This window comes from Providencia sp. PROV200, from assembly GCF_049901995.1.
In the GTDB taxonomy this organism is placed as follows: Bacteria; Pseudomonadota; Gammaproteobacteria; order Enterobacterales; family Enterobacteriaceae; genus Providencia; species Providencia rettgeri_E.
Map to the genome: position 1 here is coordinate 958670 of NZ_CP096307.1, position 16945 is coordinate 975614.

The window sequence follows — 16945 nt, forward strand, 5'->3', positions numbered from 1 at the left end:
AAATGGACTTATTAATGGCTAATTTAATCTATCTCACATTAGAAGGGAAACAACAAGGGTTGATATCACGTGGTTGTGGAACTCTGGATTCAATCGGAAATCGTTTTCAAATAGGGAAAGAAGACTCAATTTTTGTCACCGAATTAAACTTTTCCGTATCTCGAGCTCAAAACTTGTCGCATCAACCCGTAGAATTCACCAAACTGATAGATAAATCATCGCCGTTATTGTTAATTGCCGTTTCAAATAATGAAATCCTCAATCTGGTTTTCGATTACTATCGCACAGCTCAAAATGGCGGAATTGAAAAATATTTCACGGTAAAATTAAACGAGGCCTCTATTGTTGACTACTCACACCAATGCCCAAACAATATTTTACGTAATGATATTGAGCCTGAAGAGCGGCTGACGATTCGATATCGTGATATTACAACCGCTCAAATAATGGCGGGTACATCGGGCTACAGTATCTCCGATGATAGCGTCTTTTAATTTTTATACTTGTTGATTAAATGGCGAATTTCAGCAACAAAAGCATCATCACTCGCGGCATTGCTTGGGCTAGCCGCCAATGTGATTAACGGGCTTAATTCCTCTTCAACAAAATAATATGCCATGGTGATTTGACTCTTATCCATTGCATCATAGACGGCGCGATTTTTATTTTTTAGCCTTCTGGCCGCTTCAGACATTTTCTCAATCGTTCCATAACTGTATATAATCGTTGCCACGATAACGGTTCGACTTATCACCTTCTTAGGACCGCCGAACGGTTTAAAAAAAGACCGATGCTTTGAAACAATCGCGGCAACAATCCGAGTGATTATCGCAGTGACAATAAAATTACGAATTTTCGATTCGGTCATAACTTCAGCGCAAACGCCGATAGCAAAATTTTTAACTCCTACATCTATGTCCCGTTTGACATTAAATCTATCTTCAAAGTTAATTATTTGATTTTGATTAGATTGCGTCTTTACCATTTGAATATAATCAGATAATTTTTGTTTTCGCGTTGGTGGCATTTGGTTAACGATTGAGTCAATAATAATATTGACGACCTCAGAAAGATTCTCATAGGGGTCATTAATAAATCGTAATAAATAAATCGCCTCAATATTTTCTTGCATGACTCGAGGATTTCTAGAAATTCGAGATTTAAGCAGAAAGTTCATTCCCATCAACGGAGGGGGCAAAACACCAAGATACGCAGCGGTATCTTCTATTCTTTTGACACCCTTAGCGGATGTCACACCGAAATCTTCGACTCTTTTCACCCAGGGATTATTTAACGCATTATCAACAGTTGGGGGATTACCTTCACACCGATAATAAATCGATTCATCTAATCCTGTCGGGGGTAAGCAATCTTTTGAACGATTATGTGCATTCTGAAGCTCACGTTTTATTTTTTCAAAGATAGCGAACCGTTTTTTTTGGGCTTTATTTGCATCGATGATTTGACCGTTATGACAGTAAAACCACTCTAAATCCCCACACTGCATACAATTTCTTACCTTATCCTTAAGTCAAACTTAAATCATAAATGAAAGAGAATTAAATGGATACATTTAACTTCGTGTTCATTGATTATCATAAGGCCTATTATGTTAAACAGGCGAACTTAGTGTCTAAAACAGCCCGTTAGACATCATAAAACCGCCTCAGCGCGTTTTTAGCAACACTGGGATTGAATGCGAAAACACACTGAAATCGTAGAAAAACATAAACCTGTTTTGTGGTGATTAACGATTTAACCAACCAAGTCAACGCGGATGGTAACCGAATCAATTAGGAAAAAGACATTTGGTCATGTCTGTCTATTTGAGGGATAAAACTTTCTTCTACTATGTCAGATTAGCTTGTGAAAAATATTTAAAAGTTCATCCTGAAGACTTAGCTAGCGTCAGTAATTTATTATCAAAAATGCAAATGTCATAAAATAGGATCCTATTGCATTAATAGACAATTGAATAAACACAGGCGGCTATAATTTTAGCCGCCTGTGAATTCTTATAGATACATTTTAGGTAGTGCTTCTTTTTTGGTCTACTTACCCAACAAGTTCAAGAAGTGAATATGTTTTTCGTACTGGTCAAGAATATCGTGGATGATTTGCTCTTTTGCCCAGCCCATCACATCGTAGTCTTGCCTACCTTCTTTTAAGTGAATTTCAGCGCGATAGTAGCGTTATTCTTCGCTCTTTTCTTCATCTGTTTCAGTCCCCATACCCGATAACGCACATGACGGTTGAATATAGTAACGGAGGCGAACTTCGTATAAAAAGTTCATATCGTCGCCTAAATCCACTTCAAAGCTAAATTACCAGTCCTTCCCACATGATTTAAATAACAGAGCAGTCGGTTTCTATATTACAATCAGCAACAGCGGCAATAATGCGAGGTTCAAGTTGCGTTTTAAACTCATCGAAAATGGCAATATCACGTTAAATCCCGTGATATTGACTTGCAGTCGGCCAACCTTCAATCCACAGACAAAATTATTGCACTTTCAGGCCGTGATCTTAAACTATCCTCAATTGTCTCCTTGCTAGAGCTCGAATTATTTTGAATATCAATTTGTTTTCGTCATATTTCGTATTGTGACATTGTTGCTGGTGCTGGCGTGCGGATATACCTAATCGTTATGTTTTTATTGCTTTATGTGAAAAAAAATGGCTTACTAAAGTCAAATGCTACATAAGGAAATCACATGAAACGCAAAATGATCATGAGAATAATTGGGTCTGAACAGGAGATAATCACGAAAGATCTTTCAAATTCAAAAAATGATGCAGTCCTAATTAATTCAATTAGTTATTCTAGAGAAAAAGATGAACATGGCACTCCAATTCTACGATTGACGATTGATAAAGACTGGGAACATTCAACAGCCTCAATCTTTGACGCGATCAAAAACGATGAAAAAATAGATATTACGATTAAATATTTTATTGAGGGGGAAGAACCTTCTATTATCAATTACAGTAATGTCATTATTGACCGTATAAAATCGTTATTTTGTGCTGACGGATTCAATTTCGATGACAACCTTGCGATAAGACAAGGTAAACTGTATGAATTAATTCAAGTGATTTCATATAATTAAATTTATCAGTGGTATTCTATTGCCATCTTTTCATTACAAGAAAACTAATTATGAATGATAATAAATCAGAAGAAATCATTAAAGAATTAAAAAAAGAGGATTTAGATAAATTATCTTTAATTTACTCCTCTAGAGAAAGGAATATGGATTTCCAAACATGGATATACAATCTATTTGTTAAAACAAAAATGTTATTTCCATTTTTAATAGCATTCTCAATCAATGAAATATCCATCATTTTTTTAACTGAAAAATACAAATTAATTTCTACATTAATATTAATTATCGCATATTCAATACCTATGTTAATAATTTTATTTATATATTCAATAATAAATAAAATACCTTTTGTTTTCTACCTAAAAATGAAAATAAAGTTATTTTTTAGATTGAAATCGTTCAAATTTTAAAAAAAATTAATTGTTTTCATACTGTTCTAAAATTAATTTAAACTTAGCAATTGAAGATCCAGCGGCAACGGCTAATAATATCTTGTTAGATGTATTAAGTTTTCTTTTATAATTTTCGCGAGTCCATCTAAAAATTCGAAAACCGGCATTATCAGGAAAAAGTCTTTCAAAAACAGTAACTCTTCTTAATCCACTCTGTGTTTCTGTTGGTAAGTTTCTTATTTGATTTCTTTTTTGTGGATCTACAACTTTATATGCTGCAAACCCCATATAAAGAGAAGTTATAAAATCCAGCTCATAATATACTTTTTTAGCAGTTACTTTATCCCCTCCAACAAGGTTAACGCCTCGTTCTATACCTAAAAGTGTTATATTATCTCCTATATTAACTTTACCCTCTGTAAATTCATATACAATATCAGATAAGCCCTGATGAATTTTCCCTCCTCCTATCCCCATACTTAATATTCCAGCGCCTTTCATTGTAGTACTACGTATTCTTGAACCAACTTTATATGTAAAAAAACCAGCAGCTGTTTGTAATGCACCACCAAGGATATCTCCTGTTTTTTCTCCATAAAAAGCCCATCCTTCACCTGAAAAACTCTTTGTCTCATTGTAGATATTTTTGTTTTTCTTTCTTAGTTCAGCATAAGCTAATTTTTCTGATTCATATTCGAGTTTAATTTCCTCAGTGTATTTATATATATCAGGCCAATTTCCTGTTGAACCTATGTTTTCTTTAACCCAATCCCTTGTGCCATCTATTCGTTGATGCCTAGCGTTGTTATTATATAAAGCAATATTAAAATCAGCTCGAATCAACCTTATCACTTCATTTATTTCACTTCTGTAACCTTGTTTACAGTAGGGGTCGTCAAGAAAATACCTTGCAGATAACTCAGATATTTTTCTTAATTCATTTGCATACCATTCAAAGGTCTCTTCTGGGCTAGAGAACATTAAAAGCTCCTTTCTTCCCATATACTGTATGTACTAGTACCAGCAATAACATGCTCCCAGGTAACCGATTTAAATCGAAACGATACAGACTCTTCTGGTTGGGCTTGATTGTGAGTAACAGAATTAGGATAAAAACAATTTAGGTCAACAATTGAGGCATCTGTCAGCTTTATTTTATAATATAGCTCTAACCCACCATTCATTGATGTTCTATAAAAAGCAAAGTCGCACGTTAATATCTCACTCGATGTTAATGCTTGAGAAAGTAGTGGGGAAGACTTATCAATTGGCTTACGAATACTAATAGGCTGAAAACTGACATTTTGATGCATCGATAAATTAGAAGATAATTCATGAATAAGGATTTCATCTTCATGTCCCTTTTGATACTTATTCCCGATAGAATCTATCGTTGAGCATCCTTTCGAGATTAAACCTTGTTTATTTCCTTTTAGCGTAAGATAAATTATATTCGCCATTTTAAGCATTCCCTTTGTCATTAAAGTTCAATATAGATAGTTCACAATACCATACGCGTTACTTAAGTTAAATATCATAATTGAGCATAGGTTGCGTTTACCTTGATTTTAAAATTTCCATAAGACCCATTATGCTAAACGAGCAAGTTTAGAGAATAAAACACCCGTTAGACATCATAAAACCGCCTCAGCGCGTTTTTAGCAACACTGGGATTGAATGCGAAAACACACTGAAATCGTAGAAAAACATAAACCTGTTTTGTGGTGATTAACGATTTAACCAACCAAGTCAACGCGGATGGTAACCGAATCAATTAGGAAAAAGACATTTGGTCATGTCTGTCTATTTGAGGGATAAAACTTTCTTCTACTATGTCAGATTAGCTTGTGAAAAATATTTAAAAGTTCATCCTGAAGACTTAGCTAGCGTCAGTAATTTATTATCAAAAATGCAAATGTCATAAAATAGGATCCTATTGCATTAATAGACAATTGAATAAACACAGGCGGCTATAATTTTAGCCGCCTGTGAATTCTTATAGATACATTTTAGGTAGTGCTTCTTTTTTGGTCTACTTACCCAACAAGTGCAAGAAGTGAATATGTTTTTCGTACTGGTCAAGAATATCGTGGATGATTTGCTCTTTTGCCCAGCCCATCACATCGTAGTCTTGCCCACCTTCTTTTAAGTGAATTTCAGCGCGATAGTAGCGTTGTTCTTCGCTCTTTTCTTCATCTGTTTCAGTCCCCATACCCGATAACGCAAATGATGGTTGAATATAGTAACGAAGGCGAACTTCGTATAAAAAGTTCATATCGTCGCCTAAATCGACCTCAAAACCTATTCGGTCATCTTTATCGGTATGGATATGGCATACCGTACCTTGCTTAGCCAGTTCTTCAGAGACCATTTCCATCGATGGCTTCACAGATTCTTCCATAAAGCGTTTAACATGTGCACGTTTAGGGAAATAGACAATGTTACGTAAACGTCGTTGCCATGGAATAGGGTTACGGCTCGCTGTAGGAGCAATCGTTGCTAATTGCTGGCTATCGCGTTTATAGGCATCAACGCGTAACGCTTTAAATAACCCATAAATAGAAATTAATAGTACGATTGCAAATGGAAGTGCGCTAGCAATAGTCAGTGTTTGCAAGGCTTGCAATCCACCGGCTAATAACATTGTAATGGCAACAACACCCATTAAACCTGCCCAAAAGATACGTTGCCAAACTGGCGTGTTGGAATCGCCGCCAGAGGCTAGTGTATCAACAACCATTGCACCTGAGTCAGCTGAGGTCACAAAGAATACGATAACCATCAACATAGCAAAAAAAGATAAAACTGATGAGAACGGGAAATAATTAAGGAATTCAAACAAAGCGAGAGACACGTCTGCTTGAACGGTTTCAGCTAATAGTGTTGCACCTTTATTTTTAATTAGATCAATCGCTGTGTTACCGAAGAATGTCATCCACATCAATGTGAAACCTGCGGGGACAAATAGTACTCCCATAACAAATTCACGAATGCTACGGCCGCGAGAGATACGGGCAATAAACATACCGACAAATGGCGACCAGGATAACCACCATCCCCAGTACAGTAGCGTCCAACCACCTAACCAACTGCTTGATTTGGGTTCATAGGCGTAAAGATTAAACGTTTTACTAACTATTTCAGATAAATAACCGCCCGTATTTTCTACAAAAGATTTTAATAGTAATACAGTAGGACCTAAAATAACCACAAGGAGTAATAATAGAAATGCTAAGCCAAGGTTTAGCTCGGATAAAATACGGATCCCTTTATCTAATCCTGAGACGACAGAAATAGTCGCTAAACCAGTAAAAGCAATAATTAACCCGACTTGTACCATTTCATTAACGGGTAAACCAAATAAATGGTTCATCCCAGCATTGACCTGTAATACGCCAAACCCTAATGAGGTCGCGACACCAAATACGGTACCAACAACAGCAAACACATCAACTGCATGGCCAATAGGGCCATAAATACGCTCCCCTATAATAGGATACAGAGCGGAACGTAAGGTCAGCGGGAGGCCATGACGATAACTAAAAAATGCTAAAATTAATGCGACAATGGCATAGATAGCCCAAGCATGTAACCCCCAATGGAAGAAAGTTAAACGCATCGCTTCTTTAGCAGCTTCAACGGTTTGTGGTTCACCGACTGGCGGATTGAGGTAATGCATTACAGGTTCAGCTACCCCAAAAAACATGAGCCCAATTCCCATACCAGCGGAGAAAAGCATAGCAAACCATGACACATAGCTAAAATTAGGTTGGGCATGGTCTGGCCCCAATTTTATTTGCCCATAACGAGAGAGTCCCAGATAAGTCACACTCAGAAGAACAATAGCGACAGCAAGAATGTAGAACCAGCTAGCGTTATTAAATAAATTTTGTTGAAGATGACTTAGATGAGATTCTGCGACTTTTGGCATTAAAGCGGCAAAGCCGACAATAACCAGAATAATGATGGCAGAGCTATAAAACACAGGGGGACTTATTTTAGAACGAATTTTTTTAGAATCAGTATCAATTTGACTCATAACAACCTTCTTTTGTTTTATTTTATTTTTGGCATACCGATATCGACAAAGTATGCAGCGAGCTGTCCTTCTTTATGAAACAGTGAATAATGATGAAAAAGTTCCCTAAGGAAACGAAATAGAAAGAACAATAATATGGTGTTGATGACAGACTAAACTGCCTAATATAGTAATAAAAATCCGAGCTTTTCTTACCCTCATCAGTTAAAAAATAGGCGGTTATACTGCCATGATATGGATGAATGATCAATATAAACGGGGAAATAAGATTAAGAAGAGTATGGAAATATCATGTTAATTATCATTTAATTAATAATTAACAATGTAATATTTACATGTTTTACCAATAAGTTAACGTCAATGAGTGAAAGTGAGGACTAGATAAGTAAAAACGACAGATAAATTGGAAGGAAAATGTAATTAGCGTAATTGACTATCCTTACTGCCACGCCGGTTGTAGCCACTAAATGCAGATTGTTTTTTATCTAATTCATTTTGGCAGTTAATGCAGAATTTAACACCCGATAATGCTAAACGGCGAGCCTCAGGAATAGCCGCCCCACATTCCTCGCAAAACTCAGCGCTTTCACCGGAGTGTAATTGGCGACGCGCTTTCGCTACCGCATCATCAAGAGTGGCATCAATTTGTTCTTGAACCGCATCTTCATTTGCCCAGCCATTTGCCATCATTCACCTCGACTTGATTGAATATTGACCTTATATCAATATAGAGGTAAGAAAATTTAATTCAAGGGCAATTATTGCTCTAAAGATAATGTCATGTAAATGTGGTCCATTCCCTCTTCATCATACATTTCACCTTCTATTTGATATCCAAGAGTATGGTAAAAATTAATGGCAGTATGTTGTGCAGAGAGTGTGATCTTACTGTAATGATGGGAACGACCATATTGCTCTACAAATGTCATTAATTCACGTCCAAGTCCTTTACCGCGATGTGTTTTTTGAACTGCTACGCGGCCTACTTTGATGAGGTTATCGTCAAGTAGCACACAACGTAATACCGCAGTAGGCTGCCTATTTAAATACAAAACGACATGTAAAGCGGACTCATCATATTCATCGATATCGATATCAGCGGGGAACCCTTGCTCTTGAGTAAAAACTTGTTGGCGTAGGTTGAAGGCATCGGTGAGGAGTTCTGGGTTTGCATACCCAATGCTATGTTTAATTTGCATAAGTTTTCCTGGGAGCTAACGAGTAAGATGTGCAATTATATCGTGGAATGGCGAATTAGTTAGGAGGGTTTTGGTGCTTTTCTGAGGAAAATAAGAATGCAGGCATTTAAAGCCCACATTCTTGAAGGGGACCGGGGGATAATTATTTTTTATCCGCTTCAGCGTCATTCTCTGCCTTGAGTGATTCCGTTTTTTCTTTCATATCGGTTGCCACTTCATCGGCTTTATTAATCGCATCTGTTTTGACTTCTTGGCTCAGCTCTGATGCATTTTGTTTCAGCTCTTCGGCTTTATTTTGAGCATCTTCTGTCAGCTCATTAGCTTTTTTTTCACCATCTTCTTTTAATTGCTGGGCTTTTTCTTCTGCTTGTTTAACGGTGTCACTTGGTTTTGATGAGTCATCACAGCCTGCGATAACTGTAACCATTCCCGCGAAAAGAAGTGAAGTGATGAGTTTTATATTCATAAACATATCCTTAGCACGATGCTGGTAAAAATGGTATTGAAGCTCGATATTGGCATAATCGCCAATGTGTATATTTAACTATAGTTGAAATTAAGTGAGTTATAAAACAATTAGATAATCAATTGAAGTTGTTGTGTTTTTTCGTTGTTAGAACAAATGGATGACTATTTTTTTGAAAGTCATCTCTTGTTCCATGCTATAGAGCTATAAAAGATAGAGAATCAAGCTAAACTGATTAAACTTATTATTAAATAAATAATGAAAAAAATGTATGGCTTAGAAAATAAAGGAATAGCATTATGGCGTACTATTATTCGTTGATTATTTTAAAATTTATTATCGGTTTTGCCATTGTTATCACTCATATGAATCTATCGGGGAAAACACAGCTTTCCCAAATGACTCCTATTGATTTTATTGGTAATTTTGTCTTAGGGGGCATTATTGGTGGGGTGATTTACAGCGATACTATCCCACTGTATCAATATGTGACTATTTTAATTATAGGCGTCTTGTTTATTAGTATTTTGAACTTTTTAACGAAAAAATTTAACTTTTTTCGTAATGTGGCGATTGGTAATCCCATACCCATTATTAAAAAAGGCCAATTTATAATGGAAAATATTTTAGAGAAGGCTAATAAGATAGACCTTATCAATATTTCATCTAGAATTCATGCACAAGGCATTCATTCCTTTCAAGAAATTTATTATGCACAAATAGAACCTGATGGGCAGCTAACTATTATTTGTGATGAAAAAAATATGCCATCAGTGATCCTGATAAAGGAAGGGGTTATTAGAAACTATGATTTGGAATCCATTGAAAGGGATGAGGCTTGGTTAATGCAACAAATTGAATTACAAGGTATTGAATCAATAAACGATATTTTTTTAGCTGAGTTTTGGCGTGGTGAAGTCACGTTTATTTTGCGGGATGGTAAAATAAACCGCAAGGGTACACAGCATCTGAAAGTTATAGCTTAAATGAATAAGTCGGTGAAATGCAGATAACATTTCACCGACAGAGAGTTAATTATTGTTTTAAATCATCATAAAGCATTAATGAGGATTTATTATCTGGGTCACCAATATAACGAGGCTGAGGCTTAAATGCCTCATTAAACAGGCTTTTTTCGGGTTCAAACCCGGTATAGTTTAAACCTGCTAAATCAGACCACGCATAGATAAAGTCCATATTACTGAATGGTCGGGCTGTTTTATCATTTAAATCAAATTGATGTGTCGCTAACCACTCAGGTGATTGCCAAACAAGGAAAGGTACATTATAAATAATCCTACTTGGCTTACCTTCACTGCGGCCTAACATTTCATGGGGCGGGGTATCATAAACATCTTCACCGTGGTCTGAGAAAAATACCAAAAAACCATTTTCTTTTGAAGAATCAAAGTCCTTGATTAATGTTGAAACAACATAGTCGTTATAATATTGCGCGTTATCATAAGCGTTATAATCTTTTACTTCGTCATCATTTAGATTAGCAGGAACCACGCTGTCTTTATCTTTGAAAATAGCTTTATCTTCCGGGTAACGGAATTCATAGCGCATATGTGTCCCTAACAGATGAACAACAATAAATTTCTTTTCTGCAGGGTCTGCAAGCGCTTCCTTGAATGGAGAAAAAACCACGTCATCATAAATACGTGAGCTTTGCGCCATGTCATTGTTCAAATAATATTGCTTATCTGTTTGGCGAGAGAACGCCGTTAACAAGGTATTACGCTCAGTCATTGTCTGCTGGTTAGTGATCCAAAACGTTTTAAAACCTGCTTGCTTCATCATGTTCATGATAGAAGGGCGTGAATTGAAAAGTTCAGGCTCTGTTTGTGTCGCAAACGTCAGAATTTGCTGTAGTGCTTCAATAGTATAAGGTCGCGACGTCACAACATCATTGAATACGGATAAATTAGCAGGATAATCGTTAGCTAGCTCATCTAACTCAGGGGTAGTTGGGCGCGAATAGCCATATAGACTCATCCTATCTCGGCTAGTGGACTCACCAATCACCAACACAAATGTGCGGGGAGTGTCACCGTTTGCATCGACGAAGTTTTCTAATGGTGGAATTTTACTGTTGTCGCGGATTAACTCCTCCATGTTTGCCAGCTGGTTTTTATATAAAAGGTAACCACTCACAAACTGCCATGGTGCAGCATAGGCGAGCTTACTATTTAAATAAGACGCGACATTAGCTATTGGTCGGTCTTGTTTAATGCCTTTGTTATAATAAGGAATTCCGAACAAAATAACTAAAATCAGCAACGAAATACCGATGCGTCCTGGTTTTGGTAATGTGACTGGTTTCAGGCGTGTCCAAAGGAAAATTGCAACGACAGTGTAGGCGAGTATGACACCTAATACTTCGAAGCTAAAATATTGCTTAAGGAATTCGCCTGCTTCATTGGTATTGGTTTCAAACATCACAAACATGACACTTTGGGATATTTGATGCCCATAAACCACAAAATAAGCGAGAGCAACAACCGAAGAAAGCCATAAAACAATCCCAATCAGCCCTGCAACTAGCTTAATTTTTTTAGGAAATAGTAAGGCAGGAACCAACCAAAGAGAGCTATAGAGTAGTGAATCTCTTAGGCCGATGGAATTACTTTGCCCTGTTACTAGCACATACAGTTGTAATAGGGATGAAAAATACCAAAAGTAGATCAATAACCAGAACAGCGAGGCCCAGCTAAATTTTTCCGAGTGTGTAGTGTTACTCATAGGTTTTTAAACTCTTGTTTTCTATTATTGTTAAATCGAATTGAAAAATAATTGAGAAATCGATTTTTAGATATAAAGACGTAGTTTAAGTTCCAAAATATATTCTTTATAATTAATAATTTCTTAATCATTCTGTAATGTTATGTTTATTCAAGTTTTTTCAAAGAACATGTTTGATGTTTATGGCAGTTTTCGTGATATTCCATTATAGACGATGTTTGGCTCGCTATTAGCCAAAATAGTAAAATAGCTCGTGCATTTGTTATCGTCTTTACGCCATTGATACTATCCTTTGACCTATTTATGGTATATAAGAAAATTTGGTGAATGCACTGCGTGAAGGGTGAGAGCAATACATGTTAGATAACTCATTTGTGGCTTTTTTGAAATCACCCCTATCAATTAGGGTGCTTCTTTCATTGCTAATTATTATTGATGGCGCAATGATTTTAAAACCCGTGTTAAGCGCTTACACCGACTATATTGATTGGCGTGAGTCTGGGCTAACACAGTGGTTGAAATCACTGGGTTTTATGAAATTGCTGGATATCCCGCGATTTTTATTGGGAATTTCACTGATTTTCTTATCGCTATTTATGGTTAACGGAGCCCGTATCGCTTGGGTGTTTTCACTATTTTTACTTGGGATTATTTCATTTGTTGACCTGAGGTTAACACAAGAAAACATACATCAAGGTTATTTTTCCCTCTTTTTATTGGTTGCTTTGTGCCTTTTTTGGAAGCTATATCATCACCATAGCTTAACCAGTGCCGGGTTTGTGGCAATAACCTGTATTATTGCATTATTGCTGTATTCCATTTTTGGTACTTTATATATTGGTGATGAGTTTTCACCAGTCGTTAAAGACGGCACAACGGCCTTTTATTTTGCTTTAGTCTGCATGACAACGGTCGGGTTTGGTGACATTGTCCCGGTTACGGTTGATGCGCGTGTATTCACAGTGACAGTGATTATTTTAGGGATCACAATTTTTACCACTTCAGTGGTTTATATTGTTGGGGTGTTAGCTAAAGGTACGAAAGAAATCGTGCGTAAGAGGTTTTCTTATATGAAAAATCATTATGTGGTGATTGGTAGCACACCAATGGCCGTCAATGTCTATCAAGGGCTGAAAAACCGAGAACTGCCGGTGGCCGTGATTTGCCAAGAAAACCATCGCAGCCATTACCCTGAAAAGGATAATATTGTGACCGGTGACCCAACCAGTTCCGAATTGCTCGCCGCAGCTAATGTTAAACATGCAAAGTGTGTGTTAGTGATGACAGATAGCGATTCGCTCAGTACTTTCGCTTTATTGGGAGTGAAAGAGCAAGCAGGGGAAGGTAGCTCGGTAAAAACCGTGGTGTTAATTAACCAAGAAAGCAATATGGATAAAGTTCGCTTACTTAAGCCTGATATGTTGTTTTCATTATCTACGCTAGGTTCAGAGGTTTTGATGCAAGTGCTTTGCGGTGAAGCAATATCGAGCGACTCGATTAGTGATATGCTGTTGAACAAAGTTGCAAAAAGCTAACCTTTAAAATAAAAACAACAGGAATTGTGCTGCATGCTAAGTGCTCAAGATGTGAGTTGCCTTCGGCAAAATAGGGTTCTATTTCACCAGCTAAATTTTACCGTTCAGCCCAGTGAGATCTTGCAAGTTGAAGGGCCTAATGGTGCGGGGAAAACCACCTTGTTACGCATGATGGCGGGGCTATTAAAACCTGATGAGGGTGCGGTTTGTTGGAATAATCAATCGATTGAAAAACTGAAAGAAGAGTTTACGCGTCATCTACTTTATTTAGGGCACAAACCCGCAGTGAAATCATTATTGACCCCGTATGAAAACCTCAAATTTTATTACCGAATGCATAATAAAAGCAGTGAAGGTGACCGTATTTGGGCCGCTTTAGAGGAAGTTTCGCTAATTGGTTATGAAGATATCCCTGTAAGTCAATTGTCTGCGGGCCAACAGCGGCGTGTTAATTTAGCGAGGTTATGGCTTAGCGAAGCCCCTCTGTGGGTACTTGACGAGCCTTTTACTGCAATTGATGTTGCGGGAGTGGCGCGTTTAACAGAACGTTTTCATCAACATGCAGAGCAAGGGGGGATTATTTTGTTTACCTCTCACCAAGCGATGTCAGGGCAATTTGGCTCACTAAAACTGACGGGTGGGGTTGAAACATGTTTTGGTTATTAATTAAAAGAGAACTTAAAATTGCTTTTCGTGGTTTTTCTGAATTGGTTAACCCGTTGTGGTTTTTCTTAATTGTTATCACACTATTTCCTCTTAGTATTGGTCCTGAACCTCAGTTATTAGCACGTATTGCGGTCGGGGTATTTTGGGTTGCCGCTATTTTGTCTTCGCTGTTATCGCTAGAGCGCTTATTTAAGGATGATTACCTCGATGGCTCCCTTGAACAGCTACTTTTGGCCCCACATCCCTTATTTATTACCGTTTTTGCTAAAGTCATTGCACACTGGTTAGTCACTGGGCTGCCCTTGATCTTGCTATCCCCTGTTGCTGCATTAATGCTGTCTTTTAGCGCAGATACGCTATTGGTGCTAGCCGGTACGTTATTACTGGGGACGCCAGTATTAAGCTTTATTGGCGCGATAGGCGCGGCATTAACGGTTTCTTTAAAAAAAGGTGGCGTTTTAGTCAGCCTGCTAGTTTTACCGCTGTATATTCCTGTGCTTATCTATGCAACAGGTACAATGGAGGCACATAGCTTTAAAATGCCGCTAGATGGCTATTTTGCCATTCTCGCAGCGCTGTTTGCCGCCAGTATTACTTTTTCGCCACTTGCGATAGCTGCTGCGTTGAAACTTAATATTAGCAATAGTTAGCTGCTCACCTCTTCTCATCAATGGGTAATTAGGGTGTCGGTATGCCCTAATTACCGATCTTTCCTACCTTCTTTTTTATAAAGTTGTAATAATTTATTTCAAATGTAATTGGTTAGATTTTCTTTACTCTTTATAAGGGAGAGAGCACTACAACTATTTGATTTTTAGTCACTAAAAATTACGCCTTAAGGTACATTTTTGATGTTTATTTGGCTTGAATAAAAGATTTCCTACAAGTTAAACTTGTTTTTGTTTTTGTAATAATCTGATATATAAGATTATTTTATTTTTATTGAAAGTGATTGGTTATTTTAAAATTAAGTAGACAATTAACAAAAAATGCGAAGCAATTGGATTGTTATTTAATAAAAAGTATGTAAAGTTGCGTATATTAACTTAATCTAAATCCAAATTATTAAAAAAACTAATGCTTAATATACGTACCTTACTGAACGGATCAATTTGTTTTGCCTTTTGTTTTCCTGCTCTTGCAAAAGCGTCATTATTGAAACCAGATAACACAGATAACTTGTTCAATCGTCAAACGCATCAGCAACAAACGTTACAACAGCAGTTTGATGCAAAATCTCCCGATGTGAACTTATCTGCCTCCATTGCAAAAACACGTCTGCAATTTCCGCAAGAGACCCCTTGTTTTTTAATTGAGCAGGTTATTGTCAGTGGACAAGATACTTTCCCACATTGGGTACCTATAGAAAGGCTAGCGGGTCAGGCTGTTGGTCATTGTATTGGTGTTGATGGCATCAATTTATTAGTCACTGACGTATAAAATCGGCTGATTAGCCACGGCTGGATCACCAGTCGTGTATTGGTTCCTGAACAAGATTTATCAACAGGCGTTCTGCAATTAGTTGTCATGCCAGGCAAAGTACAAAAAGTCATTTTTACTGATGACTCATCACAATACAGTACGCTGTATACCGCAATGCCAGCCCATTCAGGTAATTTATTGGATTTGAGGGATATTGAGCAAGGCTTAGAAAACCTACAACGTTTGCCAACTGTACAAGCATCGATGGAAATGATCCCCGGTGATGGCCCGGGTGAAACCCAAATTGTGATCAACCGTCAGCAATCACGCTATTGGCATGCGGGCGCGTGGGTGGATAATACGGGTTCAAAAAGTACCGGTAAAAACCAAGCGGGCGTGATGCTTGCATTAGATAACCCGACTTCTCTCAGCGATCTTTTCTATCTTACAGCGACTCGCGATTTAAGCTTTTCTAGCGATAAAGACACCACCAACTACAGCGCGCACTACTCGGTGCCATTTGGTTATTGGCAGTTTGCCACCACCGCGAGTGATTATGAATACACTCAAACTATTGCTGGTGCAAATAGTGATATTGAATATCGCGGTAAAAGTAAAAGCTTGAATTTGCAACTGAGCAATGTGCTTTACCGTGATGCCACAGCGAAAACCACCGCGACCTATGATCTGAATTTGCGCGAAACCCGTAACTTTGTGCAAAACACTGAAATTGAAAATCAAAAACGGCGCACTACAGCGTGGAAGTTAGGTCTAAACCATCGCCAGTATGTGGGGCAATCAACCATTAACGTGGGGGCGAGTTACCAACACGGGACGCGTTGGTTTGGCGCTATGCCTGCTTTTGAAGAGTTTCGTCGTAAAGACTCTCAAGATTATGCGACAGCCCTCGCGATTGTGATGCAGTTTAACGCATCAGCTAGTATCCCTTTCAGAGTGGCCGAACAATCGTTGCGTTTTGATACCCAGTATTCGCGTCAAATAAGCGACCGTCCCTTAACGCCTCAAGATCAATTTAGTATTGGTAACCGTTGGACGGTGCGCGGCTTTGATGGTGAGCGCACACTCAGTGCGGATGAAGGCTGGACACTTCGCAACACCTTGTCATGGTCACTGCCTATTCCGGCTCAAGAGCTCTACGTTGGCGCTGACTACGGCAAAATCAGTGGGCGTTGGACTAACCAGAATCTAGGGACTCACCTTGCGGGTGGGGCGATTGGCCTACGTGGTGCAATCAGCCCTGCGAATTTAAGTTATGACTTATCTATCGGTACTCCCTTCTCTAAACCTGATGGTTTTAGAACCGACCCTGCCACTTTTGCTTTCTCTGTAAACTGGAATTATTAAGGACTC

General features: G+C 37.8%; 18 protein-coding genes and 2 pseudogenes. 11 read left to right on the forward strand and 9 right to left on the reverse strand.

Going from position 1 to position 16945, the window contains the following annotated elements; all coding sequences use genetic code 11:
- Positions 1-14 precede the first annotated feature (14 nt).
- On the forward strand, positions 15-494 hold the full coding sequence (locus M1E86_RS04145; RefSeq protein ID WP_125895269.1) for an Hcp family type VI secretion system effector: 480 nt from the start codon (positions 15-17) through the stop codon (positions 492-494).
- Here the strand turns inward: M1E86_RS04145 and M1E86_RS04150 are convergent.
- The gene (locus M1E86_RS04150; RefSeq protein ID WP_426099261.1) at positions 491-1507 is read right to left on the reverse strand and encodes a hypothetical protein; all 1017 of its coding nucleotides are present in this window, start codon (positions 1505-1507) and stop codon (positions 491-493) included. The genes M1E86_RS04145 and M1E86_RS04150 overlap by 4 nt on opposite strands.
- Before the next feature lie 307 nt (positions 1508-1814).
- On the opposite strand from M1E86_RS04150, the gene cdiI (M1E86_RS04155) reads away from it, so the two are divergent.
- Positions 1815-1943: a ribonuclease toxin immunity protein CdiI gene (gene cdiI, locus M1E86_RS04155; protein WP_410480046.1), complete on the forward strand. Its 129-nt coding sequence runs from the start codon at positions 1815-1817 to the stop codon at positions 1941-1943.
- Between the two features lie 108 nt (positions 1944-2051).
- Here the strand turns inward: cdiI (M1E86_RS04155) and M1E86_RS04160 are convergent.
- Positions 2052-2318 (reverse strand): annotated as a pseudogene (locus M1E86_RS04160) (choline transporter); the annotation flags it as partial.
- Positions 2319-2714: 396 nt separating this feature from the next.
- On the opposite strand from M1E86_RS04160, the gene M1E86_RS04165 reads away from it, so the two are divergent.
- Positions 2715-3110, forward strand: coding sequence for a hypothetical protein (locus M1E86_RS04165; RefSeq protein ID WP_213912897.1), 396 nt, complete (start codon positions 2715-2717; stop codon positions 3108-3110).
- Between the two features lie 50 nt (positions 3111-3160).
- Positions 3161-3520, forward strand: a complete 360-nt coding sequence (locus M1E86_RS04170) for a hypothetical protein (RefSeq protein WP_213912896.1) — start codon at positions 3161-3163, stop codon at positions 3518-3520.
- Positions 3521-3526: 6 nt separating this feature from the next.
- Here the strand turns inward: M1E86_RS04170 and M1E86_RS04175 are convergent, their stop codons facing one another.
- Entirely contained in the window at positions 3527-4483 is a 957-nt protein-coding gene (locus tag M1E86_RS04175; RefSeq protein WP_213912895.1) for a hypothetical protein, read from the reverse strand.
- Positions 4483-4962, reverse strand: coding sequence for an Hcp family type VI secretion system effector (locus M1E86_RS04180; protein WP_213912894.1), 480 nt, complete (start codon positions 4960-4962; stop codon positions 4483-4485). Before M1E86_RS04180 ends, M1E86_RS04175 begins: the two co-directional genes overlap by 1 nt.
- Positions 4963-5297: 335 nt before the next feature.
- Here M1E86_RS04180 and cdiI (M1E86_RS04185) point away from each other — a divergent pair, with 335 nt between their 5' ends.
- Entirely contained in the window at positions 5298-5426 is a 129-nt protein-coding gene (cdiI, locus tag M1E86_RS04185; RefSeq protein ID WP_410480046.1) for a ribonuclease toxin immunity protein CdiI, read from the forward strand.
- Between the two features lie 108 nt (positions 5427-5534).
- On the opposite strand, the gene M1E86_RS04190 is transcribed toward cdiI (M1E86_RS04185), so the two are convergent.
- The 4 genes from M1E86_RS04190 to M1E86_RS04205 form a co-directional block, all read right to left on the reverse strand.
- Positions 5535-7541, reverse strand: a complete 2007-nt coding sequence (locus M1E86_RS04190) for a BCCT family transporter (RefSeq protein WP_125893718.1) — start codon at positions 7539-7541, stop codon at positions 5535-5537.
- A gap of 420 nt (positions 7542-7961) precedes the next feature.
- Positions 7962-8228, reverse strand: coding sequence for a DksA/TraR family C4-type zinc finger protein (locus M1E86_RS04195; protein WP_125893738.1), 267 nt, complete (start codon positions 8226-8228; stop codon positions 7962-7964).
- Between the two features lie 71 nt (positions 8229-8299).
- Complete coding sequence (locus M1E86_RS04200) at positions 8300-8740, reverse strand: GNAT family N-acetyltransferase (RefSeq protein WP_213912892.1); 441 nt, start codon at positions 8738-8740, stop codon at positions 8300-8302.
- 142 nt (positions 8741-8882) lie between these two features.
- Positions 8883-9206, reverse strand: coding sequence for a hypothetical protein (locus tag M1E86_RS04205; protein ID WP_125893722.1), 324 nt, complete (start codon positions 9204-9206; stop codon positions 8883-8885).
- A gap of 299 nt (positions 9207-9505) precedes the next feature.
- On the opposite strand from M1E86_RS04205, the gene M1E86_RS04210 reads away from it, so the two are divergent.
- Entirely contained in the window at positions 9506-10192 is a 687-nt protein-coding gene (locus tag M1E86_RS04210; protein WP_213912891.1) for a DUF421 domain-containing protein, read from the forward strand.
- Between the two features lie 49 nt (positions 10193-10241).
- Here the strand turns inward: M1E86_RS04210 and cptA are convergent, their stop codons facing one another.
- Positions 10242-11951 (reverse strand): phosphoethanolamine transferase CptA, encoded by a 1710-nt coding sequence (cptA, locus tag M1E86_RS04215; RefSeq protein ID WP_213912890.1) that lies wholly within the window; start codon positions 11949-11951, stop codon positions 10242-10244.
- A gap of 356 nt (positions 11952-12307) precedes the next feature.
- Here cptA and M1E86_RS04220 point away from each other — a divergent pair, with 356 nt between their 5' ends.
- From M1E86_RS04220 to M1E86_RS04240, 5 genes and pseudogenes are all read left to right on the forward strand, one after another.
- On the forward strand, positions 12308-13486 hold the full coding sequence (locus tag M1E86_RS04220; protein WP_125893728.1) for an ion channel: 1179 nt from the start codon (positions 12308-12310) through the stop codon (positions 13484-13486).
- Positions 13487-13519: 33 nt separating this feature from the next.
- On the forward strand, positions 13520-14152 hold the full coding sequence (gene ccmA, locus M1E86_RS04225; protein ID WP_125893730.1) for a cytochrome c biogenesis heme-transporting ATPase CcmA: 633 nt from the start codon (positions 13520-13522) through the stop codon (positions 14150-14152).
- Complete coding sequence (gene ccmB, locus M1E86_RS04230; protein ID WP_004914238.1) at positions 14137-14802, forward strand: heme exporter protein CcmB; 666 nt, start codon at positions 14137-14139, stop codon at positions 14800-14802. Before ccmA ends, ccmB begins: the two co-directional genes overlap by 16 nt.
- Before the next feature lie 427 nt (positions 14803-15229).
- Positions 15230-15841, forward strand: a pseudogene (locus M1E86_RS04235) (POTRA domain-containing protein); the annotation flags it as partial.
- 3 nt (positions 15842-15844) lie between these two features.
- Entirely contained in the window at positions 15845-16939 is a 1095-nt protein-coding gene (locus tag M1E86_RS04240) for a ShlB/FhaC/HecB family hemolysin secretion/activation protein (protein WP_426099434.1), read from the forward strand.
- The last annotated feature ends 6 nt before the right edge of the window (positions 16940-16945 follow it).

Bases quoted from the DNA above. Each gene is read 5' to 3' on its own strand.
- M1E86_RS04145 (WP_125895269.1), top strand. From the start codon at position 15: ATGGCTAATTTAATCTATCTCACATTAGAAGGGAAACAACAAGGGTTG.
- M1E86_RS04150 (WP_426099261.1), bottom strand. From the start codon at position 1,507: ATGCAGTGTGGGGATTTAGAGTGGTTTTACTGTCATAACGGTCAAATC.
- cdiI (WP_410480046.1), top strand. From the start codon at position 1,815: ATGTCTGTCTATTTGAGGGATAAAACTTTCTTCTACTATGTCAGATTA.
- M1E86_RS04165 (WP_213912897.1), top strand. From the start codon at position 2,715: ATGAAACGCAAAATGATCATGAGAATAATTGGGTCTGAACAGGAGATA.
- M1E86_RS04170 (WP_213912896.1), top strand. From the start codon at position 3,161: ATGAATGATAATAAATCAGAAGAAATCATTAAAGAATTAAAAAAAGAG.
- M1E86_RS04175 (WP_213912895.1), bottom strand. From the start codon at position 4,483: ATGTTCTCTAGCCCAGAAGAGACCTTTGAATGGTATGCAAATGAATTA.
- M1E86_RS04180 (WP_213912894.1), bottom strand. From the start codon at position 4,962: ATGGCGAATATAATTTATCTTACGCTAAAAGGAAATAAACAAGGTTTA.
- cdiI (WP_410480046.1), top strand. From the start codon at position 5,298: ATGTCTGTCTATTTGAGGGATAAAACTTTCTTCTACTATGTCAGATTA.
- M1E86_RS04190 (WP_125893718.1), bottom strand. From the start codon at position 7,541: ATGAGTCAAATTGATACTGATTCTAAAAAAATTCGTTCTAAAATAAGT.
- M1E86_RS04195 (WP_125893738.1), bottom strand. From the start codon at position 8,228: ATGGCAAATGGCTGGGCAAATGAAGATGCGGTTCAAGAACAAATTGAT.
- M1E86_RS04200 (WP_213912892.1), bottom strand. From the start codon at position 8,740: ATGCAAATTAAACATAGCATTGGGTATGCAAACCCAGAACTCCTCACC.
- M1E86_RS04205 (WP_125893722.1), bottom strand. From the start codon at position 9,206: ATGAATATAAAACTCATCACTTCACTTCTTTTCGCGGGAATGGTTACA.
- M1E86_RS04210 (WP_213912891.1), top strand. From the start codon at position 9,506: ATGGCGTACTATTATTCGTTGATTATTTTAAAATTTATTATCGGTTTT.
- cptA (WP_213912890.1), bottom strand. From the start codon at position 11,951: ATGAGTAACACTACACACTCGGAAAAATTTAGCTGGGCCTCGCTGTTC.
- M1E86_RS04220 (WP_125893728.1), top strand. From the start codon at position 12,308: ATGTTAGATAACTCATTTGTGGCTTTTTTGAAATCACCCCTATCAATT.
- ccmA (WP_125893730.1), top strand. From the start codon at position 13,520: ATGCTAAGTGCTCAAGATGTGAGTTGCCTTCGGCAAAATAGGGTTCTA.
- ccmB (WP_004914238.1), top strand. From the start codon at position 14,137: ATGTTTTGGTTATTAATTAAAAGAGAACTTAAAATTGCTTTTCGTGGT.
- M1E86_RS04240 (WP_426099434.1), top strand. From the start codon at position 15,845: ATGATCCCCGGTGATGGCCCGGGTGAAACCCAAATTGTGATCAACCGT.